The sequence below is a fragment of the Candidatus Nitrosotenuis uzonensis genome (assembly GCF_000723185.1).
Classification (GTDB): Archaea; Thermoproteota; Nitrososphaeria; order Nitrososphaerales; family Nitrosopumilaceae; genus Nitrosotenuis; species Nitrosotenuis uzonensis.
Genome location: NZ_CBTY010000011.1, coordinates 167,639 through 193,328 on the forward strand (window position 1 = coordinate 167,639; position 25,690 = coordinate 193,328).

General features: G+C 41.5%; 35 protein-coding genes. 17 read left to right on the forward strand and 18 right to left on the reverse strand.

Going from position 1 to position 25,690, the window contains the following annotated elements; all coding sequences use genetic code 11:
- Positions 1-111: 111 nt before the first annotated feature.
- Both NITUZ_RS10315 and NITUZ_RS09170 read right to left on the reverse strand, forming a co-directional pair.
- Positions 112-324 (reverse strand): hypothetical protein, encoded by a 213-nt coding sequence (locus NITUZ_RS10315; protein ID WP_244443858.1) that lies wholly within the window; start codon positions 322-324, stop codon positions 112-114.
- A gap of 337 nt (positions 325-661) precedes the next feature.
- A complete protein-coding gene (locus tag NITUZ_RS09170) occupies positions 662-898 on the reverse strand; it encodes a hypothetical protein (protein WP_048197285.1) in 237 nt (78 codons plus the stop codon).
- Positions 899-1,130: 232 nt separating this feature from the next.
- Between NITUZ_RS09170 and NITUZ_RS09175 the strand changes: the two genes are divergently transcribed.
- Positions 1,131-1,610, forward strand: a complete 480-nt coding sequence (locus NITUZ_RS09175) for a peptidylprolyl isomerase (protein WP_048197286.1) — start codon at positions 1,131-1,133, stop codon at positions 1,608-1,610.
- Positions 1,611-1,623: 13 nt separating this feature from the next.
- Entirely contained in the window at positions 1,624-2,514 is an 891-nt protein-coding gene (locus NITUZ_RS09180) for a PEFG-CTERM sorting domain-containing protein (protein ID WP_052370159.1), read from the forward strand.
- Here NITUZ_RS09180 and NITUZ_RS10220 read toward each other — a convergent pair.
- On the reverse strand, positions 2,501-2,656 hold the full coding sequence (locus NITUZ_RS10220) for a hypothetical protein (RefSeq protein ID WP_177309494.1): 156 nt from the start codon (positions 2,654-2,656) through the stop codon (positions 2,501-2,503). The two genes, NITUZ_RS09180 and NITUZ_RS10220, sit on opposite strands and share 14 nt — an antisense overlap.
- 256 nt (positions 2,657-2,912) lie before the next feature.
- The gene (locus NITUZ_RS09190; RefSeq protein ID WP_048197288.1) at positions 2,913-3,398 is read right to left on the reverse strand and encodes a hypothetical protein; all 486 of its coding nucleotides are present in this window, start codon (positions 3,396-3,398) and stop codon (positions 2,913-2,915) included.
- A gap of 133 nt (positions 3,399-3,531) precedes the next feature.
- Here NITUZ_RS09190 and NITUZ_RS09195 point away from each other — a divergent pair, with 133 nt between their 5' ends.
- Genes NITUZ_RS09195 through NITUZ_RS09205 form a run of 3 tightly spaced genes read left to right on the forward strand, consistent with a single transcriptional unit; the run spans position 3,532 to position 5,243 of the window.
- Complete coding sequence (locus NITUZ_RS09195; RefSeq protein WP_244443859.1) at positions 3,532-3,975, forward strand: hypothetical protein; 444 nt, start codon at positions 3,532-3,534, stop codon at positions 3,973-3,975.
- A gap of 12 nt (positions 3,976-3,987) precedes the next feature.
- Positions 3,988-4,881: a PfkB family carbohydrate kinase gene (locus NITUZ_RS09200; protein ID WP_048197290.1), complete on the forward strand. Its 894-nt coding sequence runs from the start codon at positions 3,988-3,990 to the stop codon at positions 4,879-4,881.
- 32 nt (positions 4,882-4,913) lie between these two features.
- On the forward strand, positions 4,914-5,243 hold the full coding sequence (locus tag NITUZ_RS09205) for a dUTPase (RefSeq protein ID WP_048197291.1): 330 nt from the start codon (positions 4,914-4,916) through the stop codon (positions 5,241-5,243).
- Here the strand turns inward: NITUZ_RS09205 and NITUZ_RS09210 are convergent.
- Together NITUZ_RS09210 and NITUZ_RS09215 are read right to left on the reverse strand one after the other, a co-directional pair.
- Positions 5,240-5,704, reverse strand: coding sequence for a tetrahydromethanopterin S-methyltransferase subunit A (locus NITUZ_RS09210; protein WP_048197292.1), 465 nt, complete (start codon positions 5,702-5,704; stop codon positions 5,240-5,242). The genes NITUZ_RS09205 and NITUZ_RS09210 overlap by 4 nt on opposite strands.
- Positions 5,701-6,783: a DegT/DnrJ/EryC1/StrS family aminotransferase gene (locus NITUZ_RS09215; protein WP_048197293.1), complete on the reverse strand. Its 1,083-nt coding sequence runs from the start codon at positions 6,781-6,783 to the stop codon at positions 5,701-5,703. The genes NITUZ_RS09210 and NITUZ_RS09215 overlap by 4 nt, the downstream gene beginning before the upstream one ends.
- A gap of 81 nt (positions 6,784-6,864) precedes the next feature.
- Here NITUZ_RS09215 and NITUZ_RS09220 point away from each other — a divergent pair, with 81 nt between their 5' ends.
- A complete protein-coding gene (locus tag NITUZ_RS09220) occupies positions 6,865-7,437 on the forward strand; it encodes a hypothetical protein (RefSeq protein WP_048197294.1) in 573 nt (190 codons plus the stop codon).
- A gap of 33 nt (positions 7,438-7,470) precedes the next feature.
- Positions 7,471-8,514 (forward strand): tyrosine--tRNA ligase, encoded by a 1,044-nt coding sequence (locus tag NITUZ_RS09225; protein WP_048197295.1) that lies wholly within the window; start codon positions 7,471-7,473, stop codon positions 8,512-8,514.
- Here the strand turns inward: NITUZ_RS09225 and cobJ are convergent.
- The 6 genes from cobJ to NITUZ_RS09255 are packed head-to-tail and all read right to left on the reverse strand — an operon-like array spanning position 8,511 to position 13,577.
- On the reverse strand, positions 8,511-9,290 hold the full coding sequence (gene cobJ / locus NITUZ_RS09230; RefSeq protein WP_048197296.1) for a precorrin-3B C(17)-methyltransferase: 780 nt from the start codon (positions 9,288-9,290) through the stop codon (positions 8,511-8,513). The two genes, NITUZ_RS09225 and cobJ, sit on opposite strands and share 4 nt — an antisense overlap.
- A 26-nt stretch (positions 9,291-9,316) precedes the next feature.
- Positions 9,317-10,750, reverse strand: a complete 1,434-nt coding sequence (locus NITUZ_RS09235; RefSeq protein ID WP_048197297.1) for a DUF7482 domain-containing protein — start codon at positions 10,748-10,750, stop codon at positions 9,317-9,319.
- Between the two features lie 29 nt (positions 10,751-10,779).
- Positions 10,780-12,180, reverse strand: coding sequence for an aspartate kinase (locus tag NITUZ_RS09240; protein WP_048197298.1), 1,401 nt, complete (start codon positions 12,178-12,180; stop codon positions 10,780-10,782).
- Between the two features lie 35 nt (positions 12,181-12,215).
- Positions 12,216-12,959 carry a proliferating cell nuclear antigen (pcna) gene (gene pcn / locus NITUZ_RS09245; protein WP_048197299.1) on the reverse strand — a complete coding sequence of 248 codons (744 nt, stop codon included), beginning with the start codon at positions 12,957-12,959 and terminating at the stop codon, positions 12,216-12,218.
- 39 nt (positions 12,960-12,998) lie between these two features.
- Complete coding sequence (locus NITUZ_RS09250; RefSeq protein ID WP_048197300.1) at positions 12,999-13,295, reverse strand: transcription factor S; 297 nt, start codon at positions 13,293-13,295, stop codon at positions 12,999-13,001.
- On the reverse strand, positions 13,296-13,577 hold the full coding sequence (locus NITUZ_RS09255) for an RpoL/Rpb11 RNA polymerase subunit family protein (protein ID WP_048197301.1): 282 nt from the start codon (positions 13,575-13,577) through the stop codon (positions 13,296-13,298).
- Positions 13,578-13,619: 42 nt separating this feature from the next.
- Between NITUZ_RS09255 and NITUZ_RS09260 the strand changes: the two genes are divergently transcribed.
- Positions 13,620-14,156 (forward strand): hypothetical protein, encoded by a 537-nt coding sequence (locus NITUZ_RS09260; protein WP_048197302.1) that lies wholly within the window; start codon positions 13,620-13,622, stop codon positions 14,154-14,156.
- Between the two features lie 29 nt (positions 14,157-14,185).
- Positions 14,186-14,338, forward strand: a complete 153-nt coding sequence (locus NITUZ_RS10225) for a hypothetical protein (RefSeq protein ID WP_177309495.1) — start codon at positions 14,186-14,188, stop codon at positions 14,336-14,338.
- 9 nt (positions 14,339-14,347) lie between these two features.
- On the opposite strand, the gene NITUZ_RS09265 is transcribed toward NITUZ_RS10225, so the two are convergent.
- Positions 14,348-14,845 carry a dual specificity protein phosphatase 23 gene (locus tag NITUZ_RS09265; RefSeq protein ID WP_048197303.1) on the reverse strand — a complete coding sequence of 166 codons (498 nt, stop codon included), beginning with the start codon at positions 14,843-14,845 and terminating at the stop codon, positions 14,348-14,350.
- A gap of 119 nt (positions 14,846-14,964) precedes the next feature.
- Between NITUZ_RS09265 and amrS the strand changes: the two genes are divergently transcribed.
- Positions 14,965-16,023, forward strand: coding sequence for an AmmeMemoRadiSam system radical SAM enzyme (gene amrS, locus NITUZ_RS09270; RefSeq protein WP_048197304.1), 1,059 nt, complete (start codon positions 14,965-14,967; stop codon positions 16,021-16,023).
- Here amrS and NITUZ_RS09275 read toward each other — a convergent pair.
- Positions 16,020-16,661, reverse strand: a complete 642-nt coding sequence (locus tag NITUZ_RS09275) for a cyclase family protein (RefSeq protein ID WP_048197305.1) — start codon at positions 16,659-16,661, stop codon at positions 16,020-16,022. The genes amrS and NITUZ_RS09275 overlap by 4 nt on opposite strands.
- Before the next feature lie 76 nt (positions 16,662-16,737).
- On the opposite strand from NITUZ_RS09275, the gene NITUZ_RS09280 reads away from it, so the two are divergent.
- Positions 16,738-16,998 (forward strand): Lrp/AsnC ligand binding domain-containing protein, encoded by a 261-nt coding sequence (locus NITUZ_RS09280; RefSeq protein WP_048197306.1) that lies wholly within the window; start codon positions 16,738-16,740, stop codon positions 16,996-16,998.
- Here NITUZ_RS09280 and NITUZ_RS09285 read toward each other — a convergent pair.
- On the reverse strand, positions 16,993-18,141 hold the full coding sequence (locus NITUZ_RS09285) for an aminotransferase class V-fold PLP-dependent enzyme (protein ID WP_244443860.1): 1,149 nt from the start codon (positions 18,139-18,141) through the stop codon (positions 16,993-16,995). The genes NITUZ_RS09280 and NITUZ_RS09285 overlap by 6 nt on opposite strands.
- Positions 18,142-18,175: 34 nt before the next feature.
- Here NITUZ_RS09285 and NITUZ_RS09290 point away from each other — a divergent pair, with 34 nt between their 5' ends.
- The 3 genes from NITUZ_RS09290 (at position 18,176) to NITUZ_RS09300 (ending at position 19,722) form a co-directional block, all read left to right on the forward strand.
- The gene (locus tag NITUZ_RS09290) at positions 18,176-18,784 is read left to right on the forward strand and encodes a hypothetical protein (RefSeq protein WP_048197307.1); all 609 of its coding nucleotides are present in this window, start codon (positions 18,176-18,178) and stop codon (positions 18,782-18,784) included.
- A gap of 116 nt (positions 18,785-18,900) precedes the next feature.
- Complete coding sequence (locus tag NITUZ_RS09295) at positions 18,901-19,200, forward strand: NADH-quinone oxidoreductase subunit I (RefSeq protein ID WP_048197308.1); 300 nt, start codon at positions 18,901-18,903, stop codon at positions 19,198-19,200.
- Between the two features lie 78 nt (positions 19,201-19,278).
- Positions 19,279-19,722 carry a GNAT family N-acetyltransferase gene (locus tag NITUZ_RS09300; protein WP_244443861.1) on the forward strand — a complete coding sequence of 148 codons (444 nt, stop codon included), beginning with the start codon at positions 19,279-19,281 and terminating at the stop codon, positions 19,720-19,722.
- Here NITUZ_RS09300 and NITUZ_RS09305 read toward each other — a convergent pair.
- On the reverse strand, positions 19,714-21,840 hold the full coding sequence (locus tag NITUZ_RS09305) for a CDC48 family AAA ATPase (RefSeq protein ID WP_048197309.1): 2,127 nt from the start codon (positions 21,838-21,840) through the stop codon (positions 19,714-19,716). The genes NITUZ_RS09300 and NITUZ_RS09305 overlap by 9 nt on opposite strands.
- A gap of 16 nt (positions 21,841-21,856) precedes the next feature.
- Entirely contained in the window at positions 21,857-22,354 is a 498-nt protein-coding gene (gene hsp20 / locus NITUZ_RS09310) for an archaeal heat shock protein Hsp20 (RefSeq protein WP_048197310.1), read from the reverse strand.
- 108 nt (positions 22,355-22,462) lie between these two features.
- Here hsp20 and NITUZ_RS09315 point away from each other — a divergent pair, with 108 nt between their 5' ends.
- On the forward strand, positions 22,463-23,125 hold the full coding sequence (locus NITUZ_RS09315) for a hypothetical protein (protein WP_048197430.1): 663 nt from the start codon (positions 22,463-22,465) through the stop codon (positions 23,123-23,125).
- Here the strand turns inward: NITUZ_RS09315 and NITUZ_RS09320 are convergent, their stop codons facing one another.
- A complete protein-coding gene (locus NITUZ_RS09320) occupies positions 23,126-23,446 on the reverse strand; it encodes a hypothetical protein (RefSeq protein ID WP_048197311.1) in 321 nt (106 codons plus the stop codon). It abuts the gene before it with no gap.
- A gap of 111 nt (positions 23,447-23,557) precedes the next feature.
- Here NITUZ_RS09320 and NITUZ_RS09325 point away from each other — a divergent pair, with 111 nt between their 5' ends.
- Together NITUZ_RS09325 and NITUZ_RS10230 are read left to right on the forward strand one after the other, a co-directional pair.
- A complete protein-coding gene (locus tag NITUZ_RS09325; RefSeq protein WP_048197312.1) occupies positions 23,558-24,910 on the forward strand; it encodes an NAD(P)/FAD-dependent oxidoreductase in 1,353 nt (450 codons plus the stop codon).
- Between the two features lie 456 nt (positions 24,911-25,366).
- Positions 25,367-25,531 carry a hypothetical protein gene (locus NITUZ_RS10230; protein WP_177309496.1) on the forward strand — a complete coding sequence of 55 codons (165 nt, stop codon included), beginning with the start codon at positions 25,367-25,369 and terminating at the stop codon, positions 25,529-25,531.
- Positions 25,532-25,690: the final 159 nt, after the last annotated feature.

The window sequence follows — 25,690 nt, forward strand, 5'->3', positions numbered from 1 at the left end:
ACGCATTATTAAATGACGGTTGCGTTTGTAAATGCCATTTTGGCGGAGCGGTAAGCTGCCCAGGATGTAAGCGACACCACCGTATGGGCGGATGTAAGCACTGTCAATAGGCTACTTGCGTTTTCGTTCTTTTGCAGCTAGGACCTTCAGATTTGCAAGCTCTGCCTTTAATGCCTCTATCTGTACCAGAGTCTCCAAGTTTGCAATCTCTGCTCGCAGCTTAGTAATTTCATTATCCTTGAGCTTTACTTGATCCTTAAGCTCATTCAAATCGGCAGTAAACGACTCTTTGAATTGTTTTAATTCTTCTACAGATACTGACACAGGCGGGTGTGTTACTAATTTAGCCGAGCTTTTTTTTTCGTCGTGCGAGTGACTCTCGTGGCTATGAGAACTGCCCCATTTGTGCGCATAATCTGCACTTTTTTGAGCAATCCAACAAATAAAAGCCAAAAACCAAGTTACTACTGCAGATACAAGTAATAGTTGATGCAACGCGTCTGGCATAACGAAATACATTCCAGTTAAAAACGCGGCAAAGGCAGACACAACCACCGTAGCTAAGTGATTGCCAAGATAACCCATAATTTAGTGCAACCTACAAGTCGAATATAACAGTAGTGTTAGTTTTCAGAATAATAAAAGAAAAGATAAACGAATTTTATTCGTCTTTCTCTTGATTCGCTAATAATTCTGCTTGTGGGACCTCAGACTGTAAAATCTTAATCTTTGCCAGTAACTCATTTCTTAGATCGCGTGCGACTCGTCTTACCGTTGGTCTTGGAACCCCAAGCTCTTCAACAACCTTTGAGTAAATGTCTTGTTTGTCAGTCAGCCCCTTTTCAAGATAAGAATTGATTGCCTGTTTGATGACGGTGCTTTGGTTTGTGCGATTCACAACCTGTAATTTTTCTCGTTCTATATAAGACTATAACTTTACATGCCGAAAAATTGTGATATTGTTTGAACTACAAAAAATTATTATACACAAAAATTTCTGGTACTCTAGTTCAATTCACGGTTGAACCGATTGCGATATCCGCAGACATTGTAATTTTTGCAATTTACTTTCCAAATAATCCATCAATGAATAGCAAGACTCTTATGATAAGAACGAATCTTGGCAGTAATTGACAACTGCCACAATTGAAACCAAGTTTGGGAAAATTATATTTAAATTACTACCAGATATTGCGCCTGAGACTGTCAGGAATTTTGTTAGCTTGGCTCAATCGGGATTCTATGATGGCACCAAATTCCATAGGGTAATCCCGGGATTTATGATTCAGGGAGGCGATCCCAACACCAAAATGCCTGACAAGAGCAAATGGGGGTTTGGAGGACCAGGCTATACAATCAAGGCAGAATTTAACTCCCGCTCACATCTGCGCGGCATAGTTTCTATGGCAAGAGCAGCAGATCCTAACAGCGCAGGCTCACAGTTTTTCATAGTTACCACAGACAGCACATTTCTGGACAGGCAATATACCGTTTTTGGTGAAGTGATTGAAGGCATGAATGTAGCTGATCTGATAGTGAACCAGCCACGCGACAGAAACGACTGCCCACTTGACGAGGTAAAAATGTCCAAAGTTATCATCTCTGAATAGAGGTAAAATCACATTGAAACAAATCGTATTTGCACTGGTGATCATATCGCTGCTCTCCAGTATGGCATTTGCACAAGAAATCAGCTTTGGCAAACCTGCAATTCAAACGGTAAAAATAGAAATAGATGAAAAAGGAAATGCTCACGTCACACATATAGTAGAAAAAAGTTCTAGCTCGCAACAACTCGAGCTGATCAGTAGTAATTTTACAAACCTGTCAGTTAGAGACGAAAAGGGTGGTTCTGCAGAATATGCGGAAACCGGAGGTGATAAGACAAGCCTTTTGATCTTACCTTCACAAAACAAGGTTTTAGTCGAATACGATCTTGAAAACGTCGTTGCTGAAAAAAACGGCTTCTGGAAATGGGATTACAGGTATGTTGCAAGCACCTCCTTCTTTTTGCCAAATAGCACTGATACAGTATTTGTCAATTCGAACCCTATCCTACTAAGAGAAGTGGATGGCATTAGATGTCATGGATGTCAAGTAAAGCTGGAATATGGCATGAAAAGTTTGGAACAAACGCAAAAAATAACTTGGGAAGGAAAAATCTTTGATGTAATAATCTCTACAAACGGAAAAATCTCTAAAGTAAAACTTGATCAGGCAAACAAAATGCTCAGCCTCGATGTAATGGAAAAAGACCAGTATGTCACACTGGTAATTCCTAAAGAACTACTCTGGAACCCGTACGAAGTGTTTCTAAACGATAAGAAGATTCCAACACACGAATTCTATCAAACCGAGGATATGGTCTGGCTCAACTTTAAGACAAACAGCACTGGTAAGGTGGATATCGTTGGGGTGTCGGTAGTACCTGAATTCCCATTTGCCGCGGTGCTAGTTCTTGGGGCTGCAATGATTATAGCAGCAAAACTCTCTGGAAAACTCAGTCTCCACTAGAGCCGCATGAACAAAACCCATATTCATCGATTCTAACATTGCAAACTGGACATTTTTCTCCATAATCTACCTCCCATGGTTCCTTGCCAAATAATCTGTAATGATCATCAATCTCAATAGGAATTTCTCGTTTTTTTACCATCAATCATTTTGATTTTTAATTAATAATAAATATTCAAACGCCTTAAATTAACAAAACTTGATCCAACAATCATGAAATGTGATTGCGGATGTCACTGTATAAGATGCAAAAGCACCGACCTTGAATCATTTCAAGTGGGAAACGTTGAACAAGACGGATATTTTGACATGCATCATACATGCAACAGTTGCGGTGCACACTTTGATCATCTTGATGGAACAATCTTTGTAAAGTGTCCAATTTGCAAATTTAATGTTTAGCTTATCAACTGTTCTTTGAAATAGTATGTTTTGCTTTCTTGTATGTTCTTTGCCAAATTCTTGTTAAAGGCAAGTCGTGCAAGTGCCTTTGATACCTCTAGCGGGCTTGCAACCCATCCATGATCGCGAAGCTGCTCTACTGTTTCAAGAACAGTTCGCGGCTTGGCAAAAAAAGAATCTCTCTCCAGCATCTCTATTTTGCCTGGAATCTCGCTTTCTGTTATCGGAATGGGGGCAGTAAACTCGGGTTCATGAAACTCTACATCCTTTAATGTTTTAAGATAGTCAAGATTCTTTTGATACGTTGAGCTTATCTCTTGTGGAAGAGAAAAGTGATCTTCTTCTACTATCTTTGCAGTGTTATCGCCCAAAGTTCTAGCAAGCTCAGAAATCACTTGTGTTGCAGAATCATTATCAATGTAAAAGTCTCTGGACTCGATTTCTACCTCATTTTCTCCAAATCTGAGCCGGATCTTGGCCATTTATAATAAAATAAGCGGGTTTTGATTTATTCTGCTAGCTTAACGTCGCTTGAAGATCGGATCAAAACTTTTACACATATTATCAGAAAATTTTTTGCCATTGAGCACAAAAGGCAACTATTAATCAAAAATCGTGCGCAAAAAGATAATCATAGCAATTATAGTAGTTGTTGTTATAATCGGCTTTGGCTACAGCCAATATGCTTCAGCCCTGCAGATCAACGCCAAGATAGTAGAAAGCAAACTCTTAGAAAAAACAGAGCGTGGATCACTTTACAATCTTGAACTAGAATTTAACAATCCTTCATTGCTTGTACTAAATGCAGGCAAGACTGAATTCACAATAGAAGCAAACGAAAAATTGCTTGGAGGAGGAGATCTTGATCCATTCTTGTTGCCCGCACTTGGCAAAGCTACCACTTCAGGAACCTTTCTGAGAGAACAACAGGCAGATGATAACTCTAAAGTAAAAATCTCTGGAGTGACCAAGTATCAACTACTATTTGCGTCAATCGATATTCCGTTTACATATTATCCTACATACGAACAGACTAGAGGATTTATACAAGACTCGTAATTTTTCAAATCATTGCTAACAGTTTTCGGTTCTACCGCACTAGATACAATCCGGACTCCTACTAGGGTACTAAAAGATGTACTTGGAGGTGCAGCAACATTTGCTGGAATTTCTGCAAGCTTTTTTGTCGATACAGGATTGATAGCAGTTGTAGGCACTGACTTTCCAAAAAAATACCGCAATCTTTTGTCTCGATATCTTGATCTATCTGGATTTGTGACACAAAAAGGAAAGACCTTCCGTTATGATGGAAGCTATGATGATACACTCAGCAAACGTACCACAAATAAAACGGAGCTAAACGTGCTAGGTCAATTCAAGCCTATTGTACCAGAAAAGTATCGCAAATCCGAGTTCGTGTATCTGGCAAACAACGATCCAGACCAAAACTCTTCTCTAATTAAAGAATTTGATAACGTCAGATTCTCAATGTGTGATACCATAGAATATTGGATTGCCACAAAACGTGCGTCTGTAATTAAGATGATCAAGACTGTCGATGCGGTGGTCATAAACGATGAAGAAGCAAAACTACTCACAAAAGAACACAATCTGATAAAATGCGCAAAAAAAATGATGAGCTGGGGAGCAAAATACGTTATAATAAAAAAAGGAGAACACGGTTCACTTCTTTTCGTAGAAGACATCATCTTTCCGTCTGTTGCATTCTCACTTGAAGATATAGTAGACCCGACCGGAGCTGGTGATTCTTTTGCAGGCGCAATGATCGGTTACTTGGCAAACAAGAGAAAAACAAGTCTTTCCGAAATAAAAAAAGCCGTCATATATGGAAACGTGCTAGGTTCATTTGCAGTTGAAAAATGGGGACTGGACGGACTTACAAAAATCACAAAAAAGCAAATCGAAAAAAGAGTAAAACAGTATCAAAATATGGTTGAGTTCTGAAAGGTTATAGATTAGGACCCTAGAATCAATTCATGGATAGACTTGATTCTATTTTCTCGATGCAAAAAGGTCTTGCAGAAATGATGAATTTGGATAGATATCCAAAAGATGCTGAAGGAAGAGTCTCAGCTTTGTGTACTGCCATAATACATGAGGCAGTTGAACTGCAGCGCACTACCAACTGGAAATGGTGGAAGAAACCAACACAATTTGACGTTGATGAAGCAAAGGAAGAGCTCATCGACATTTGGCACTTTGTAGTTCAAGCATCACTTGAGCTAAACCTCACGCCAGACGACATACTTGAAGAATATAAGAAGAAAAACCAGATAAATAGAGACAGACAGAAAAACGGCTACTAAATCAGCGACTGTATCTCTTGAATGCTGGTAATGCCTATCCTGTCAACAATTCTTATCTGCTTTTGAAAAATCGAAATCTCCAATTCTGATACTGACAGAAATGGGTTAGGGCTGAGTGAGTTTACTATCCTTCCATTCTCATCTATTCCATATCTATGTGCTAGCAAAAGTGAGTGGCCTGCTCTATGCCCTGCTACATCCTTGCCACAAAGAACGAGTGTAGTAATATTCGGACTTTTGTTTATGCTGCGTATGAGGGCATCAATTCCTTTATTCTCTGATAGCAACCTACCTGCAACTGCCACACGTCTTATCACATCGGATTCTGCTATCTCTCTGAGAAGACCCATACTGGACAAGGTGCATATTGCTGTACTGGAGCGAGGATCCCCGTAAAAAACATCTTCACGTATGGGCAAAACCGCCTTGCAAATCTGACCTGCAATATCTAGTAGATTCATATCGTTTTACGCATTATCTTTGCCATCCTCTGCAGATCTTTCTGTTTTACCATAGGTTGGACAGGGAGAGAAAGCACGTTTGCAGCCGCCCATTCTGTATTTGGCAGTTTGATCTTCTTTGCATAATATGGAGTCTTGTGTACTGGTGTTGCATAATACACAGCAGCTCCCACACCACCTTCATTGAGCGCCTTCATCATCTTATCACGCAATTTTGTTGCAATCGTGTAAAGATACCAATTTACTTTTACGCCCTTTCTTTCGCTTGGCAAAACTATATCCAGTCCTGAAAGCAGCTCAGTGAGAATCTTTGCGTTTTTTTGCCTTGCTCTCAAAAAGGCAGGAAGCTTTTTCATTTGTACCTTTGCTATTGCCGCATTAATTTCCGGTAATCTGAAATTTAATCCCAAAACTCGCGTATCATATCCGTGTACCATTCCGTGGTTTCTTATCATAAGCAGCTTTTCCCAAATATTCTTATTTGATGTGACTATGACTCCGCCCTCGCCCGACGTCATCACCTTTGCTGCGTAAAGTGAAAAACAGCCTATCTCTGATAACGTACCTGTCTGCCTTCCCTTATACGTTGAACCCATCGATTGTGCAGCGTCCTCTATAACAGCGATGTTATTTTTGCTCGCAATCTCGGAGATCTCATCCATGTATGCTACATTGCCATACAAGTGAACTGGAATTATTGCCTTGGTTCTACGCGTGATCTTTTTTTTAAGATCTGCCGGGTCCATAGTATAGTTCTCTCTTAAAATGTCGACAAAGACAGGTTTTGCACCTACAGATACAACTGAATTGGCAGTAGCCACAAATGTAAAGGACGGAAGCAGAACCTCGTCTCCTTGCTTTATGTCAAGAGAATATAGCGCGGCCTGCAGGGCGGCAGTTCCAGAGTTGACAGCTACGGCATATTTTGATTTTATAAAAGAGCAAACCCTTCTTTCAAACTCACGAACATTCTTCCCACCAAGATTTGCAGATGATGTCAATCCGCCGCTTCTGAGCACCGAATTTACTTCCGCCACCTCTTCCTTTCCAAGATATGGGAGGTTTACGGGAATTTTCACGAGACTGTCTTTTCATGCTGTGCTAATAAACCTGTCAACATCTTTGATGATTTTTATAGCTAAAACAGATTCTGACGTAACATGCGCTCAAACCACCTGCAGGAAAATGACCCTGGATACAAGGTTTTTCTTTACATATTCTATGTCTGTGCCTTCATGATGGCGTCCATAACAATCTACGGAGCATACGCAATGATCCAGGAGTGGCAGGAAAACGGAACATACGTGATGGGTGAGGTGCTAGTAAAGACTGAATTTCCGTTCCCACACTTTGCCAAGCTCATTACATGGCTGTTCTTTGCCTGCATAATTGGTTGGTATTGCGTGTCAAGAATAGGATGGAAAAAGGCGGTAAGACTGTACTCTTGGAAGATGGCGTTACTGCAACTGATGTTATTGGGGTTTGCGATAATCTGTCTATATGAGGTGCTGTACAACTTTACAGTTCTTAACGCACACATCGGAGCTGGAATACGAGATGGCCAGCTACCTGACATCGATTATCTGACTGTCGCATATCCTGATCCGAACAGACCATGGAACCTGATATTTGCCACCAAGATCTTCCTTGTTGGATTCCTGATTTCAGCACACGCGTTTTATCTTAGCACAAGACCTCGAAAGTCGCTAGATGAGCTGGAATCCCAAAGCTAGCTTTATAGAGATTGGAGCAGGAGTCCAAACGAATTGGATGTTGCAGAGAAGGTCGAGCTGATTGCAAGGTCGCCGACCGAGGAAATTGTAACAAGGGAAGAGCTTACACAGTTACTTGAAACAAACTCCAAACCAAAACACTACATAGGACTTGAAATATCCGGCTTTTTACATCTTGGCAGCCTGATAAGCACCGGCTTTAAAATCAACGATTTTCTAAAGGCCGGGATCCAATGTAACGTCTTTCTTGCAGACTGGCATACATTGATCAACGACAAACTCGGGGGAAATTGGGACACAATATCCCGAGTCTCCAACTATTATGAAAAGGCCTTCAAGCTTGTATGTCCTGGCGTGCAGATAATACGTGGAACCGAGTTGTACGAATCCAAAAAAGACTATTGGAAGGATCTAGTTCAGTTCACAAAACACATGACGCTTGCAAGAACCATGCGTACATTGACAATAATGGGAAGATCTGAAACGGAAGAAAAAATTGAGCTTGCCAAGCTGTTTTACCCACCGATGCAAGCTGTTGATATACACGCCATGGAGATAGACATAGCTCATGCGGGCATGGATCAGCGTAAAATACACATGTTAGTGCGCGAAATCTTTCCAAAAATGAAATGGAAGGTCCCAGTCGCAGTTCATCACAGTCTCCTGCCAGGCCTTACCGAGCCTGCACCTGCTGATCAAGATGGTGCAGGAACGAAAATGAGCAAGTCAAAACCTGCGTCCGGCATTTTCATACACGATACTGACGAGGAAATTAAATCCAAAATCAAGAAGGGATGGTGCGAGGCAGGAAACATAGGAAACCCGATTTTGCAAATAGCCAAACATATTGTATTTCACCAGTTCTCTGAGATTACCGTTGAAAGGCCAGAAAAGTTCGGCGGAAATGTGACATATTCGGATTATTCCCAAATTGAATCAGACTTTGGCACAGGCAAGCTACACCCAACTGATCTGAAACAAACTGTAGGAAACTATTTGGTCAAAATCATAGCACCCATAAGGGACAGCCTTAGGATGGACGAGGATCTGTACAGTGCAATAAAGAACAGTGTCTAGGCAGGAGTGCTTTCCAGATTGTATTTTGACGTGTAGCCCCTCGGGTTTATCATCAAATTCTTAAAATTATACGTTGAAGAGTTGCCTATGATCACAGTGCTTATCATACCGAGCTGATCAGAATACTTTTCCATGTTTTCCAAGTCAGTCATCACAATTGTCTGGGAATCCCTGTATGCTCCCTTTATGATTGCTACCGGCGTTGTTGGTTTTCGGTACTTGAGAAGTAACTTTCGTGTGTCTTGCAGCTGATGTATTCTTTTCTTACTTGCCGGATTGTAAATTACAATCACATAATCTCCCTGCGCTGCAGCCTCAACCCTCTTTACTATGATATCCCATGGAACCAGAAGATCGCTCATGCTTACCACGGCAAAATCCGTCATAAGCGGCGAGCCTACAAGTGATGCGCAAGAGTTCAGTGCGGAAACTCCCGGTACGATCTCAACATAAAGTCCATTGTCAGGCTCCCAACCCGATTCGGCTAAAATCTCATATATCAAGCCAGCCATACCATAAATTCCAGGATCTCCGCTTGAAACAAGAGATACTATCCTTCCTTCTCTTGCCAAATCAATGCATTGTTTTGCACGTTCAACCTCCTGTGTCATGGCGTATCGGTGAATCTCTTTTCCCTTGATAAGATCCTCTACCAGACTAACATAGGTATCATATCCTACTATGGTATCGCTTTCCTCGATTACCTGTTTTGCCCTGAATGTCATATGATCATGACTGCCGGGGCCGACACCAACAATGTAGAGTTTTCCTTCCAAGCGATCCTAATCGATTGCCAAGTAATTTATCCTTTATTGGATACAAGCGGACAGTTCATTACGTAATCACTACTTAGAGGTCTTGCCAAGGTGACATGAATGGATCCTTCTGATTTTTTGTTGTTAATGTCTGCTACAGTTTCCAAAACCAATGCATCCTTTGCATTCTTCCACTCTACTATTGAAACCCGGCATAGCGGCACGTAACTCTGATCCGTTATCACATCAAGTACACTTTGCTGGAATCCCAAAGGCCCAGTACCCTTTATTCCATTCTTGAACTGATACATATCTGAAAATACCTGTGCCGCAAGAGCATTTGCAAGCTTGGGCACTGTGGGAACTCCGATAGCCTGAGCAGGGCCTGCAGGTGTTGCATCTGGTATGATGTAGTAGATGGCTCTCCCGTCCAGACCCCACGCTCTATGTGCAACAAAAACCACCTTCTTTGAATCCTTGTTTATCTCTATTACCTGGCCGTTGTCGTATGGAGCATAATTGATCTGTGTAGCATTCTTTAACAACAATTGACCTCCAGGCCAGACTACCTGGGGTGCATTGATTGTGATATTGGAATTTGCGATTGTAATTCTACCGGCCTTTTGGGCCTTTAACACTTCGTCTGCAGAATCAAGAATTTGGGCCTTTTGCCCAGATTTCCATGATACAAAAGAGATGCTCCGAAGCGGACTGTATTTTTCAGGCTGCGCTGGCGTGCTCAAGAATACTTCGCCCTGAAAGCCGTATACACCTTCTCCTTTTACTCCGTTTGTAAACACGTACACAATATCCTGCGATGATGCAGGCGTCCACCTTAACTTTGGCGTGAATCTAACATCGGAACCGTGAACAGATATTTTCTCTGCCACAGTCTGATTGCTGGAATCCGTTATGATATAGTATACAGAGTTCTTTTCAAAAAAACCTACACGCATTGGGATTGTTGTAGTTACATGTGGCTGTGGTAGACTAAATGACCGCTCTTTGATATCAAGCGTCTGCATTATTACTTCTGTTGGTTGTCCTCTCACCCAGCCATCAACACTCACAGTTACAGTGAATGGGTTATCCGATTGAAATCCCAGAGCGGACCCTGTGAATTCTAATGTGTCAGCACTTTTTGGAGGTTCCAGTTTTGTGATGCCATAGATAGTACTGCCATCAACACTCCATGTGGGCTGCCCCTTCGAATCATCCCTTGCGATCTCATGTAATACTATCACTTGAACAGGATCGCTTGCAGCATACGTCAGAGATCCCGTGTAGAGACTTCCCTTGTTTGGGGCAAGTATGAGTGCAAACTGCTCCCTGCCTGCAGCAGGATCCAAAGATGATGTTATGGTTTTTGTAAACTGGATCTTAGATTGTGGCTTTGCAACTACCAACTGGTCGGAGAAAACTGACAATAAAACGGCAGAAACTGATAATGCGACAAGCACGCCAACTACAAGCTTTCTCAACGTAGTCTATTTCCCAAAAGCCCTTTAAGTTAGTTACTTGCTAGCTCAAACTCATCGTGTAATGCTTGCACCGCTGCCTGGCAGTCGCTGTCTTTGACTACAAACGCCAAGTTAAGCTCGGATGATCCCTGTGCTATCATCACAACGTTTACCCCATTTCTTGCAGCTGCCCCAAAAACCTTTGATGCCACCCCGACAGTACCACGCATTCCAGATCCAATAAGTGCTATGATGGAAACATCGGTAGTAACGTCAATTTTCTTTATCATCTTTCCCAGCAGATTCATTTCAAGTGTATTGACAGCTTTGTCCAAGTCCTGTTTTTTGACCACTATTGTAATGCTTGATTCTGAAGGGCTTTGTGATATCATCATAATGTTGATGCCGGCCTTGGCTAAGGTTGAAAATATCGTGGCAGCGGTTCCAGGAGCTCCTACCATGCTTCCTCCCCTCATATCGATAAGGCCATTGTGGCGTATGACGCTGACGCACTTGACAGTCCTCATTGTATCCTCACTTGGATTGGCAGTGACCAACGTTCCAAGATTATCCACATTGAAACTATTGCGAATTCTCATAGGAATCTTTTTGCTCAAAAGCGGCTCAAACGATCTTGGATGTATCTGCTTTGCTCCAAATAAGGCCATCTCCATTGCCTCAACATATGATACCTCTGGAATCACCTTTGCATCCTTTACCATCTTTGGATCCGCGGTCATAAGACCATCAACATCACTCATAAGCCAGACCTCATCTGCCTTCACACAAGATGCAATTATGGTTGCAGTGTAATCCGAACCTCCCCTGCCGAAAGTGGTTATGTGCCCGTGCTGATCAGCTCCTGCAAACCCGCCTATGACTGGAATGATTTTCTTTGTCAGCAAAGGTTCTATCTTTGAGAGAACCCTGAGCCTAGTAGTGTCCATAAGCGGCTTTGATGAGCCAAAATTAGAATCTGTCACAATTCCGGCCTCCTTTCCTGTCAGTGCAACCGATCTTGATTTCATATCAATCAATACAGCTGAAACTATCTGAATGGATAGACGCTCACCAAAAGAGATCAGGTAATCTAATGATCTTGGAGTTACTTCTCCCAACAAGGAAAGTCCATGAAGCAGACCTTCGAGCTCACTCAGATCCAAATCAAGCTTTTGTAAAAGCTGCTTCCTTGTCTTTGATCCCATTACAGAATCTCTGGCAATCTGGTAGTGTTGCCTCTTTAATTTTGCAAGTTTGGCTTTTGCCGCATCTTTGTTTGCCTTTTGTATGTGTCCTGAAATATCTAAAAGCTGGTCAGTAACATCGTTTATTGCAGAACAAACTACTATTACTTGATTATTCTTACTTGTGTTGTGGATGAATTTAGCAACTTCTCTTATCTGTTTTGCAGTTGCAAGCGATGTGCCACCAAATTTTACTACTATTCTCAATTCAGATGTCCTCTTGTTTCTAAACCTTAAATGCTTTAACTTTCCACTCTCGGCGCAAGATAGAAGTGAATTCGTCCCATGTTCGCAACTTTGAATTCTATCCTAAGGGGCTTGGCAGACGAGTATTCGCATACGATAGAGCCTGATGCCGTGCCTACTGCCTTGACTATCGGATTGAGATACTCAAGGCTATACGTTCCGGTGCTTTCCTCCTTTACAGAAATCTCAGATAGCTCATCCTGCTGTTTTTGCAAAGAGATCAGCACCTCTCCAGAGTCTCCTTTGCCGGAAAATTCTGCTTTGTCCTGTGTCGTCTTTATTGTAAGATAATCTGAGACTACTTGCACATCGCCTAATATCTTGTCAAATAGCGTGCTTCCAAGACTGATCTTCGTATCGTATGGTATTTTCGGCAACGGTGTGTCTGTAGCTGAGCTTTCGATGAGCCTCATTTTGTACTGTTTGTTCTTTCCTATTATAATCTCAAGCAGAGTGTCTACAATGCTAATGGTTATGCTGTCTGTTTTGTCTGCACGTTTGATCAGCTTTGAAAATTCATCAATTCTTACGCCAAATTTGATATCTCCATCGCATTCATATTTTTCAAATGCTGAGTTTGGCCAAGAAATATCAATTAACGCAACATGGGATGGATCCATACCGCGAAAAGAAATTCCTTCAGCGGTAGCCTCGAAAGTAGCTTCTTCCACAAGAGTTGAAATGGCAGATAAAATCGCCTTCCATTCATCCGAACCGCTAGTTTTAGCTGAGAAGACCAAAGCTAATTGAGTTGTCTTTATGCTTCCAGTTAAACGTTATCACGCATAGTTGCGCCATGTGTGATTGCATTTTGTGCATCGGTAAAACTGAGTTGTCGGCTCATCAGCACTTCTGGTCTGCAACATCCACCATACTGCCTCTGTATGACCGCATTTCTCACAGTCTATTTTTATTGTGGGTAGCGCTTCTTTTCCATCGTTTTCCTCAAGAACTGTGAACGACTTGTCCATCTCCGCATTTTCCTTTTTTGCCTCTTGCTTTTCTGTTTCAGAATAACCACATTTGGAACAAACACCCTTCTTTAGGCGTATGCCGCACTTGGGGCAAAATTGCATCTAATCACCTTTTAGTTTTGAGTGAATTAGTTTTTTGAGCTCTGATGTGATTCCGATCGCCGTCTCGGTAGCCTTTATGATCTCTTTGAGCGGGCTTCCCTTTGAAGCATTTACACGCATCCAATACTCGTTTGTCAGAGGATGTCTGAGAATAACACCGGCAAAGTCAACCTGCTGATCCTTTAAGAGCTCATGTTGAACTATGTACAAAGTTCCAATATCGGAGCCCTTGAGCGAGAGGTTTGCTTCCTTCGATGAGGATTTTTGCAATTGTGCGTTCATTAGCGGAAAACCACTTATTGTGGATATAAATCATGATGCATTATGGGAAGCGAAAAGACGTTCATACCGCAAGTAGGCCTTGCTCTGGACAAACCGGAATATGGCATAAACGATGATGTTACAGTAAGAGTGACATTTTCAATACAAGGAGCATTAAGAGAAAATTTTAATGAAAAAAACTGGACTGACTCTTACAACAAATACGATAACCTGTTTAAGCTAAAGTATGGGATAAAGCTGTTTTCTGGAGGTTTTAGAAAAAAAGAACTAAAGCAAATAGACACCTATCGTAAGGCGTCCATGTTCTGGACAAGAAATCCCAAACTTGTCAATCCAATGCAAGAAAAGCGCGTCTGGGTACAGGTTGCAAAAAACTTTGAGCCGTTCATCCGACTTACGGAAGAAGAAGTGAGGGCAGAGCTGTTCGATTTTGAAGAAAAGGTAACATTCAAGGCATCTGAGCTTGGAACGGGAACGCATAAAATCGGAGCTGAAGTTTATTCATCTTGGCAAAAACACCATTTCACGGAACCTGGTGATGCTAAATCTGCAAATGAAATAGAAATAACTGTCAGATAGCATATATTCAAGATCAATCGGAAATAAACATGGCAAAATATGATGGGTTGCTGGGTCAACCAGTGCTTGAAGTGGAAGAACCTGACGCAGAAGGTGGCGTCACACTGATCTTCAAAGACAACCGATTTCTGTTTATCAAAGTAGTTGATGGTAAAATAGAAACCATATCTATTCCAGAATAGATAACTACCTCATCTCTGTTTTAGATATTTTTCATACATAGACACTGCAATTTCTTGGGACTCTGACTGGATTGATCCCGGCCTTTGCTCTCTTACTTTTTCTATTGCTTCTTTTGCGTCCATGTTCTCATATTTGATAAGATAGCTGGCAAGAATGGTTCCAGTTCTTCCAATTCCTGCAGCACAGTGAACCATCACCGGTTCCTTGTTTTTTATTCTATTATGTATGAACTCGACTGCAGAATCTATCCTGTCAATGTCTGGCGCGGTAAAATCTTCTGTGGGCACATGAAGATATTTGACGCCATCTAACCACGAAGCAGGCAGCCCCTCCTCGGTCATCGTGACAATGGATTTTACTCCTTGTTTTTGGATCCAGACAATCTCTTCATAACTTGTGGGCATGCCTGAGCCAGCAAGTTTGTTGTCAATCAACCATGAAAAGTTAGTGGGCCTCTTTGCAATCTTGCCGTGAATTTTGCGCCAAAGGTTTCCAGGTTTGCTCATTTCTATCCTTGTCGAATTCTCAGATATTTAGTTAATCATATTCTATGAACCTGAAAGACCTCAAGAGCTTGGATACCATAATGTACTCTTTATATTAGAAAAGAGCGTAACAGTACGGTTTGAGCAGAGAAGCAATTTTGTATGAGAAGCTGCCTGAAGACAAAGTACGCTGCACTGCCTGTGCAAGATACTGCGAAATAGGTAAGGGTCAGATAGGGCTGTGTGGAATAAGAGCAAACACTGGAGGCAGATTGGATCTGCTCTCATACGGAAAAGTCATTACTGGAAATGTAGACCCAATTGAAAAAAAGCCCGTAGTTCACTATATGCCAGGAACTAGAATATTTTCAATTGCTACAACTGGCTGCAACTGGCTGTGCAAGTATTGCCAGAACTATGACATCTCACAGCGTAGAAAAATCGAGGGAGTTGATATGACCCCTGAACAAGTAGCACAGATTGCAGTAGAGCGTAACTCACAAGGCATAGCGTATACATATAACGAACCGTCAATTTTTATCGAATTTGCACGGGATTGTGGAATTGAAGCTCACAAAAAGGGACTCTTTAACATCTTTGTCTCCAACGGATATGACACGCCACAATCAGTAAGGATGATGAGTGAATTTCTTGACTGCATAACAGTTGACTTTAAGGGAAGTGCGGAACCACAATTTACCAGAAAGTACATTGGGATTCCAGACCCCAAACCAATCTTTGATACACTAATCGAAATAAGGGACAGAACAAAGATCCATGTAGAAATAACCGATCTCATAGTGCCGCAGGCCGGTGACAGCCAAGAACACGCAAAAAAACTTGCCAAATTCTTGTATGATAATTTTGGATCTGAGATTCCAATTCATTTTCTGAGATTCCATCCTGATTATAAGATGATGGAATTCCCACCAACACCGATTAAAACACTGGAAAAACATTACGAAATTGCCAAAAAAGAGGGACTAGATTATGTCTACATAGGCAATTTACCCGGACATCCATATGAACACACTTACTGTCCTGGCTGCAATAAGATCGCAGTAGGTAGATACGGATTTGATATTACATCTTGGAATCTTGATAAAGACAACAAATGCAATACATGCGGGCACAAAATCCCAATCACAGGATCATTGGATCCAAATTACAAGCGCAACAGATTCCAGCTTGTTGTCTAAAATGCGATTGCTCGCACAGGCGAACCGGTAGCGTTCTGCAATTTGAGGGGAAATGCAGCAAGATTAAAGGTGGAACCTTTTATCTTGGATAAATTGCAGAGATTCTCCAAAATCAGCACATTACCTTTTAGCAGTATGTGATGTGCTGAAAATTTTTTATTTGAACCTACGTCAATACTAGGAGAGTCTATTCCGACCAGATTCGTCTTCTTTGACACAAGGTATCTGGAAGCCGACTCAGAAAGCCCGGGATTTTCTTCAAAAAATCCAGATCTACCAAGATTACTATTCCATCCTGTTGCAAACACTATCGTTGAGCCGTTCTCAATTCTGCCAAACTCTCTTTCGTAGGATTTTATGTCAGACTTTGTAATCGCATAGTTAGGTTCTGCATGTATTCTGATGAGCCTTGAGCTGCGCAGAAATCTTCCCGGATCCAACTGGTGGATTTTTTTCCCACGTGGTAGAAAGTGAAACGGTGCGTCTACATGCGTGCCTGCATGAGAGCTCAAAAATAGCAGCTCCAGATTGTAGCCATCTTTTCCCAATTCTTCCCACGGAATGAAAAATGGTGCAGGTGAGCCAGGAAAACTGGGAGTTTTTTCGGATATTGCAAGTGTAAGATCTACTGATTCCACAAAAATACTTGCTACCGACTAGTATTTTTTCATGATCAAATATATTAAATAGATCTCAGTTAGAATAAACTCTACCTTGCCTATCGCATTCATTCTCCTGAACTCTGATCTTGGCTCCGATCAAGAAATAGTTACCAAGATAAAGGAAATTCTAAGTGTTGAAAAGGGGCTCAAATTTGAGGTACAGGGGGTCTATGGGATATATGATATTGTGGTAAAAATAGAGGCAGACAACGCAGATCATCTCAGAAGCGTAATTACAAACAAAATAAGAAAAATCGACAAAGTCCAGTCGACTCTTACCATGATGGTAATAGAAGAACAGGGAAGATCATAGGCGCCTTATCTTATCAATCACAGCTTGAATCTCTGAATCGGTATTAAAAAAATGCGGAGAAGCACGCACAATCTTTAACTCAGATATCTCGCGCAGAGCAACAACCACATTCTGTTTCTCTAGTTTCTGGACTACATCTGATGACTTTTGGCCTTCGATGGAAAATGATACTATGCTTGTCCGTTCCTGCGGATTCTCAGGCCCGTACACCGTAATGCCTGGAATTTTTCTCAACTCATCTCTCATTAAATTTGCCAATCTGATTATCTTGTCCCTGATATTCTGCAACCCTATGTGCATCAGAAGAGAAATTGAACTCTCAAGTCCTGCAATTGCAACAAAATTTCTATAACTTGCTTGAAACTTGTCTGGAATGTCCTTGTATGCAAGCTTGTCCGTATCATAAGCTATGGCTGACTCTCCAGCCAGATATGTGGGCTCCAAAAGCGCCGCTACGTCTTTTTTGCACACAAATATCCCAATACCCATAGGGCCACAAAGCCACTTGTAACCGTTAAACGCCATAAACCCATATCTGGCCTTGCCAAAATCATAATCTCCAATACAACCTACTGTCTGTGCAGTGTCGACAAAGTACGGAATTGCTTTTTCTTCTAAAATCTTTCCAACTGTATCTATTGGTAGTATTGCTCCAGTGTTATACAAAGCATGGCTCAGGGCAACAAGTTTTGTGTTATCATCCAGAAGATTCTCAAATTCTGATATCTGAAAAAAACCGTTCTGATCATGACTGATATTTCTAATTTGTATTTTCTTTCCAAGACGCAGCCAGGGAAAATAATTTGCATGATGCTCATGTGTGGTTCCCCGTATTACGATGTTGGAATCTCTATCAAACTCTAATCCATTTGCAACAAAATTAATCCCTTCGGTCGTGCTCTGAGTTAGAACCACTTCTTCCTTTCTGCATCCTACCAGCCTTGATATGGTGTCTCTGAGCCTAGAGGTCTTTTCTGTTAATACTGCTGCAAAATCCAGTGAATCGGGACCAAGACTATTGTATTGAAGCATAAAATCAGTCATGGCTTTCATGCTCTGAATGGGAATCAACGAAGATGAAGCGCTGTTCAGATAAATCCTATCTGACTTGACAAACGACTGAGAAACAAACTCTTGATCCAAATTAATTTTATACCTCACCGGATCTCCATAGCTGTTGCATAAAAATCAGAGGGGTCATCCAGTCGAAGAAATACTCAAAATTCTTTCCAGCCAAACTCTTAACTCAATCTCATTTGATGATGCCGTGGCAAAAACATATTTTTTTCACAAAATATCCATGCTCTTGCGGATTCCGACATTATATTTTGACTTTGATATGCTCTACAGTGGATATACAACATCTGGAATTTTGGAGAAGGGTGAGAGCACAGAAATAATAGTTCCAACAGCTGATAGAATAAAAGAAGATCTGGCAGCAGGCGTTGAAAAAATATCGTTAAATAAGTATCTGGTAATTTTTGATTCGCTCAACGGATTTTTTACAATGCTAGATCAAAAAGACGCGGGCAGGTTGGTCAATAGTATGGTAATGTTGCTTGCCAGTGCAGGAAGATACAGTTCATCCACAATTCTAATTGGCAGTATTTCAAAATTCAGGGAAGGCCAAGGATGGATCTTGTCAGCTCTTGGAAGACGTGTCATTGAAATTGAGAAAATGAATATCATCTCTGTAAAAAAACAAGAATCATATTTCCAACTGTCCCTAGTGGATCATAACAATTTTACAAAATCCTCAATTCAATTCGATCTGGATGCAATGTGAAATCGACTTGACGCGTTCTACTCTATAACACCGTTAAAAATTTCCTAACGCCGTTATAATTGGTAATTTTTAGGGAAATTATATTAAGATCCAAAAGGTAGTTAGTTTGATAAAAAATGCCAGTAGCAATTTTACCAGACATTGGTGAACAAATGTGCATTGGATGCGCACTCTGCGTTGAAATCTGCACAAGCTTGGGACCAGATGTACTTAGAGTAAAACCAGTAGAAGGCTGGAAGAGAGGTAAGGCATTTGTCTTTTATCCAGAAAGATGCATCTCCGACGGAGCATGCATTGGCGTTTGCCCAACAAAGGCAATCTTCTGGATGAGACCAATGGACTTCACAGTAGGTCAACCAGTTCCTCTATACAAGAATTCAGTCTTCGTTAAGGGCTGGACTGAACTTATCGATTAAGTTCAGTCATCAAAAATTTCTTTTTATAATCTATCTCTAGAGGATACTTTATTCAAGCGTACTGCTACAACATTTTGCTTGATCAGTATCCAAAACGCATCTAAAAAACACATGAATGCAATACTCGAACTGCTAGTTGAGCTTGGCAGACCCGCACCTGCAAACAAATCAGAAAAAATCCGATTTGAAAAGATGATCGTAGCGTATATCTCAAATAAAGACAAGATGCTGCTTGTCGCACGCGAGAACTCCAAAATAGTCGGGCTGGTAAGCATTGTGCTGATGGACAGATTAAACCAGGTCGGAAAAGAGATGTACATACCGGAGCTCATAGTATCGTCCAAATACCGTGGAAGGGGAGTTGGAAGAAAGCTTGTCAATCAATGTGTAAAAATTGCAAAAAGCAACAATTGTTTTAGAATACGACTTGAATCAGGATACGCAAGAACGTCATCTCATAAATTTTACAAAAAACTAGGATTTGAGGACTATGCCCTCACTTTTAAAAAAATCTTAGGCTAGTGAGGTTGCAACTGCAGGTGACCTCACTTTTTTTATTGCATTTTCCAAGTCTTGATGAGTTATCTTGATGTCTTTGTATGATTGCACTTCCCCACTAACATGTCGTTTCAATGCGCTTATTGCAGCTCTGCTACATACGGCAGCAATCTCAGCTCCGGTGTATCCGTCTGTAGCTTCTACAAGCTTGTCGATATTCACATCTTCTGCAAGTGGCTTTCTTCTTGTGTGAATCTCAAAGATATGCTTTCGTCCTGCCGCGTCAGGTCTTGGTACTTCGATGATCCTGTCAAATCGTCCTGGCCTGAGAAGTGCCGAATCAACGATATCAAGCCTGTTTGTCGCTCCTATCACTAACACGCCGTGCAGCTCTTCAAGTCCGTCAATTTCGGTTAGTATTTGGGATACTACGCTCTCCGTCACATGCGATGAATCACCTCCACCTCTTTTTGGGATAAGGGCATCTATCTCGTCAAAGAATATGATACATGGGGATGCTTGTCGTGCCTTTCTGAATACTTCACGTACTCCCTTCTCGGATTCTCCTACCCATTTTGATAGTAGCTCAGGACCTTTGACACTGATAAAGTTGGACTCGGTCATCTTTGCTAGGGCCTTTGCTATCAAAGTCTTTCCAGTTCCTGGAGGACCATGCAACAAAATCCCCTTTGGCGGTGATACGTCAACATACTTGAATGCTTCCTTGTGTTTTAACGGCCACTCAACTGCTTCCTTCAATTCTTCCTTGAGCGATTCTAGTCCGCCTACTTCGTCCCATGTTACATTCGGTATCTCGACTAGCACCTCTCTCAATGCGGATGGTTTTACCTCCTTTAGCGCTTCTTTAAAGTCCTCATCAAGAATCTTTATCTTTTGTAGTATCTCGGAGGAAATCTTTTCCTGATCCAAGTTGATTTCTGGCAGAATCCTCCTAAGTGATCTCATTGCAGCTTCTTTTGCTAATGCTTCAAGATCAGCTCCCACAAATCCGTGCGTTATTCTGGCAATCTGTTCTAGGTTCACTTTTTCGTCAACTGGCATACCACGTGTGTGTATGTTGAGAATTTCAAGACGTCCCTCTTCATCTGGTATTCCAATTTCTATCTCCCTATCAAATCGCCCTGGCCTTCTTAGTGCAGGATCTATTGAATCGGGCCTGTTTGTAGCAGCAATTACCACTACCTTGCCTCTTGATTTCATTCCATCCATTAGCGTGAGAAGCTGTGATACGACTCTTTTTTCTACCTCTCCTGTAACCTCGTCACGTTTTGGTGCAATCGAATCAATCTCATCAATAAAGATGATACTGGGTGTGTTCTCCTCGGCCTGCTTGAATATCTCTCGCAGTCTCTCTTCTGATTCCCCATAGTATTTGCCCATTATTTCGGGCCCAGAAATAGACGTAAAGTGAGCATTTGTCTCTCCAGCTAGGGCCTTTGCAAGTAATGTCTTACCGGTTCCTGGAGGACCGTATAATAAGACCCCTTTAGGCGCCTCTATGCCGATCTTATCGAAAATCTCTGGATGACGCATTGGAAGCTCTACCATCTCGCGTATCTTCTGTACCTCCTTTTTAAGACCACCCAAGTCATCATATGTAATTCTTGGAATCGTGTTGTCCATAGCCTGTGTCATAGAGCCTAGTACGAACTGTGTTCTTGGAGTAACAATAACAGGTTTTGATGGGCTAGTGGAAGTGACTATAAGCTGGGTCTTTCCTCCAAGGTGGGTGTTTACTATTACGGTATCTCCGGTCGTAAAAACATGTCCTTCATAAAGTGTAGACATGTATTCCTGTAGGCCTTCCACCGACATTTTTTCCACCGGAGATAAGACAATTTTCTCGGCTTCGGCGGCATTTACTGTCTTTACTTGCACTTTCTCTCCTATAGCTGCCCCTATGTTATGTCGCGTTAATCCATCAATACGTATTATTCCAGAACCATAATCATCTGCAGATCCCGGCCAGATCTTAACGTGAGTCTTCTTGTTGGCCAAAAGCTCAACAATCTGCCCTGTGTGCCAATCATTATCCTTTACTATTTTCGGGTCAATTACAGCTATTCCCTTTCCAACATGTCTCTGTGATATCTCGTCGATTTTTAGTATTATCTCGCTCATTTAATCACCTAAAAATTTAGGAGACCTCCACGGTCTTACCCTTTGGTTTGTCTTCTTTTTTGAGTCGGAATTGAACTTCCAATATTCCGTTAGTGTATGATGCCTTTACAGAGTCAACATCTATCTTATTTCTGATGGGTATGGTTGTATGGTATTTTCTGTCTCCCTTTTCTGCGTCAATGTTTACCTTATTGCCTTCTACTACTACCTTGATATCGTTCTTTTCAACTCCGGGCATTTCTGCTACTAACTTGAGGACTCCCTCCTTTTCATCCACCAATGTGTCAACCAGTGGCTCTCTTGCGTCTGCTGTCGGCAGTAGGCTTGGTTTTATGTTTCCGTACTCCCTTACTTGCGGCTTGCCATCAGGCCCAACGGTTACTGTGTATCCGTAATAATATGGTCCTACGGTCTTGCCGTCGGCTCTTTTGATACTCTCAAAGACATCATCAAAATCCATGAAAGACCTTGACATTCTCTGAAAGAGCCTATCGAATTCTTCATCTAAGAACATGTAATATTCACCTATAGATTGTAATATCTATTACATTATATAAATTTTTATGATATTTGTTTATATCATTACATAAGGCTATTATATATGACATATGATAATGTTATCGTGAGAACATCGAATCTATCTGTGCCGGAAGTAGTTCGCGAGATAATAACCAGAAACCGTTCCATATACGACTGCATGAAAATGGACGTGATCAACTATACTGCACTTGCAGTCAAAATTCAACCTGATGTTGAAAAGCAGTTAGGCAACCCCGTAAATCTGAACACGATAGTTGTAGCCATCAAGCGATATGCCGATTCGTTCGTAGAAAAGGAGGATGTAAAGACAGAATCCGTGCTCAAAAACGCAAGGCTTTCACTAACTGACGGCATTCTCGATATCAAGTTCTCGTCAAGTGATATTCAAGATGATCCTGCCTCGATACTTGGCAAGTTTGAACAGTATGATTCTGATTATGAGTTTTTCAAGCTGGCCGACTCGACGGTTAGAGTGTTAACTGAGGATCTAGCGGACATTAGGAGGATGTTCGAGTCTCTTCCCTCTGCTAAAAACATAGTCAGTACAGGTCTTGCAAAAATAAAGATCCGCATATCTGCTGACCAAAATAGGTCTGATGCAGTATCATATGTGGCAGAAATTCTGCATGATAACGGGATAGAGCTGCAGAACGCGTACTTTTCGCAAGATGACATAATCCTTATCCTAAAGGAACATGATGCCTCAAAAGCATATGAGGTTCTGAGGGCAGAAATATCTAGGTAATTAAACGCCTAGGGTCTCTGCTTTTGATATTTCCAGAAAGACCTTATCGCCAACTGACACGCCAAGGTCCTTGTATTCACGCATGTCAAGCTTTATGCTAGTCAGACCGCCAGGCATTCCAAACGCTCCTCCAGAAAGCATCTTGTTGAGGCTCTTCATCATGTCATCCATGTTGGAAAAACCCATAACCCCAGAACCAAACGGGGACTGGGGGAAAGATTGACTTTCCTTAAAATCCTTGGTAGGGGACAAAGATAACACTACATATGGTGCCCCGTCAGGCGCCGCATCGATACGCACTACGACATACTCTTTTTTCATGAAAAATAGGTCTTTTTGTGATATTTTAATTATGGTGTTGCAATTCTTACCGTAACAGCATGCCTGCTATCGCTAATCAAACATTATATCAACAGAATTTGAAGTAAATAGGTGACAAAGAAAAGAATTCTGGTCTTGGGCGGTGGTTTTGCGGGTGTAGAATGCACGCGCAGGCTGGAATCATATTTCAAACATGATTCTGACGTTGAGCTAGTGCTAGTATCTGAGGACAACTTTCTTTTGTTCACACCAATGCTGCCTCAGGTGGCATCTGGCATGATAGAGACGCGCCACATAATAATACCGATCAGGACAATATGCAAGAAAGCGACGTTCTACGAGGGGAGAGTCAAGAACATAGACCCATACGGGAAGCGCGTTACACTTTATGGCACGAACGAAAAGCGTGGTATCTCCCTTGATTATGATTATCTGGTTGTGGCGCTGGGAAGCCAGACCAATTTCTTTGGCAACCAGTCGGTCGAAACTTATGCGTATACTATGAAGACACTCAATGATGCAGTCGTGTTGCGAAACCGAATAATAGACATGCTAGAGCAAGCAGAAAACGAGACTGATCCGATACTCAAACAATCATTACTGACATTTGTTGTAGTAGGTGCCGGCTTTGCGGGAATAGAGACGGCTGGAGAGATGCTAGATTTTTTACATGACGCAAAAAAACACTATCCGCATATCTTGGAGCAAGACATCAGAGTAATTATTCTTGAAGCTCTCTCTGTAGTCCTGCCAGGATTCTCAGACAAGCTTGCCAAATTCACACGCGACAAACTGATACAGAGGGGGATCGAGATAAGACTTAACACACTTGTGGTCAACTTTGACGGTTCTGAAGTGATAATAAAAAACGCCACAGATCCTTCAAAAAATCCCGTAAAGGAAATCACTCTTGATTCCATACAGACCAAGACGTTGATATGGACAGCTGGTGTTACACCTGTGGATACAATCAAAAACTCTTCTTTTAAGACTGACAGGGGTAGAGTAATTGTAAATGAATATCTTGAGGTACCAGACTTTGCCGGAACGTTTGTTGTAGGGGACTGCTCACTTACAATTGATCCGAACACGGGAAAACCATACCCGCCAACTGCCCAGAACGCAGAAGCTGAGGCAAAGATTGCTGCATACAATCTATATGCTGACATCAAGGGACACAAGAGGAAAAAGATAGATTATGTGTCAAAGGGTCAGATGGCGATCATAGGCAAAAGAACTGCGATTGCGCAGCTAGGCGGCCTGAATATTTATGGGATAGTAGCATGGTGGATCTGGAGAACGGTGTATCTTCGCAAGATTCCAAAACTGAACAAAAGACTCAGAGTCATACTTGACTGGACGGCAGATCTTTTCTTTGATAGGGATATTTCCAGACTGAAAATTATAAGAAGAGAGCAACCGGTGGATTACAAGGAATTAGACGAAGTGGATGATGTCTGGTAAAAACTGCCTAATCTCTAACTTGGACCATAAGTCTTTCTGAACTCACATTTGGTGCAATACAATTCCTTCTTGTCCACTCCATCATCTGTTATATCCTGAATTTCCAAATGCGAGCCACATTTTGGACAAAATACAAAAGGCATATCATGTGAAACTACACCGACTTTATTTATCTGGAATGATCAAATCTAATTAAAAGCTGATAGCTAAGCTAAAAAGCTGAAAAATTTTTAAAAATTTTTCCAATTAATTATACATCATGATAAAAAATCCCATTAAGAGCCTAACCGCAAAATATACCGTAGCTGTAATGGGAGCTTTATCTGTGCTGATGCTCTCATTTGGTTACGTGTCTGCTTTCTAGAGGCGCTTATGCGCCATTTTTTATTCATTTTATGACAATATTCAAAATGTTGAACAGAGCTTTTATAATGGATTTTTAGATCTGGTTGAGTAATGGGTCTATTTAACAAAAAGGACGATGCAAAGGAAACAAAATGCAAAACATGCGGATTAGAATTACATGATCCTGAACGCCTGCAAAGACATATCAAAAAAGCACACGGACACCTGCCTGCCAAAAAGATGGAACCTGGAAGCGGCGATGGCGGCCTCTGGTAACTGACTACACAAATCGTCATCCTGCGTTGACACTGGAAATCTTTGGTCAAAACTTTTGGATAAAAAGTGTTTTAGAGTGCGACGACGAGGAAATGGTACAACCCAATGCCGGGGGGCAATTTGGGCGTAGAATGCAGCGGCATGGTAATCCAATGCATT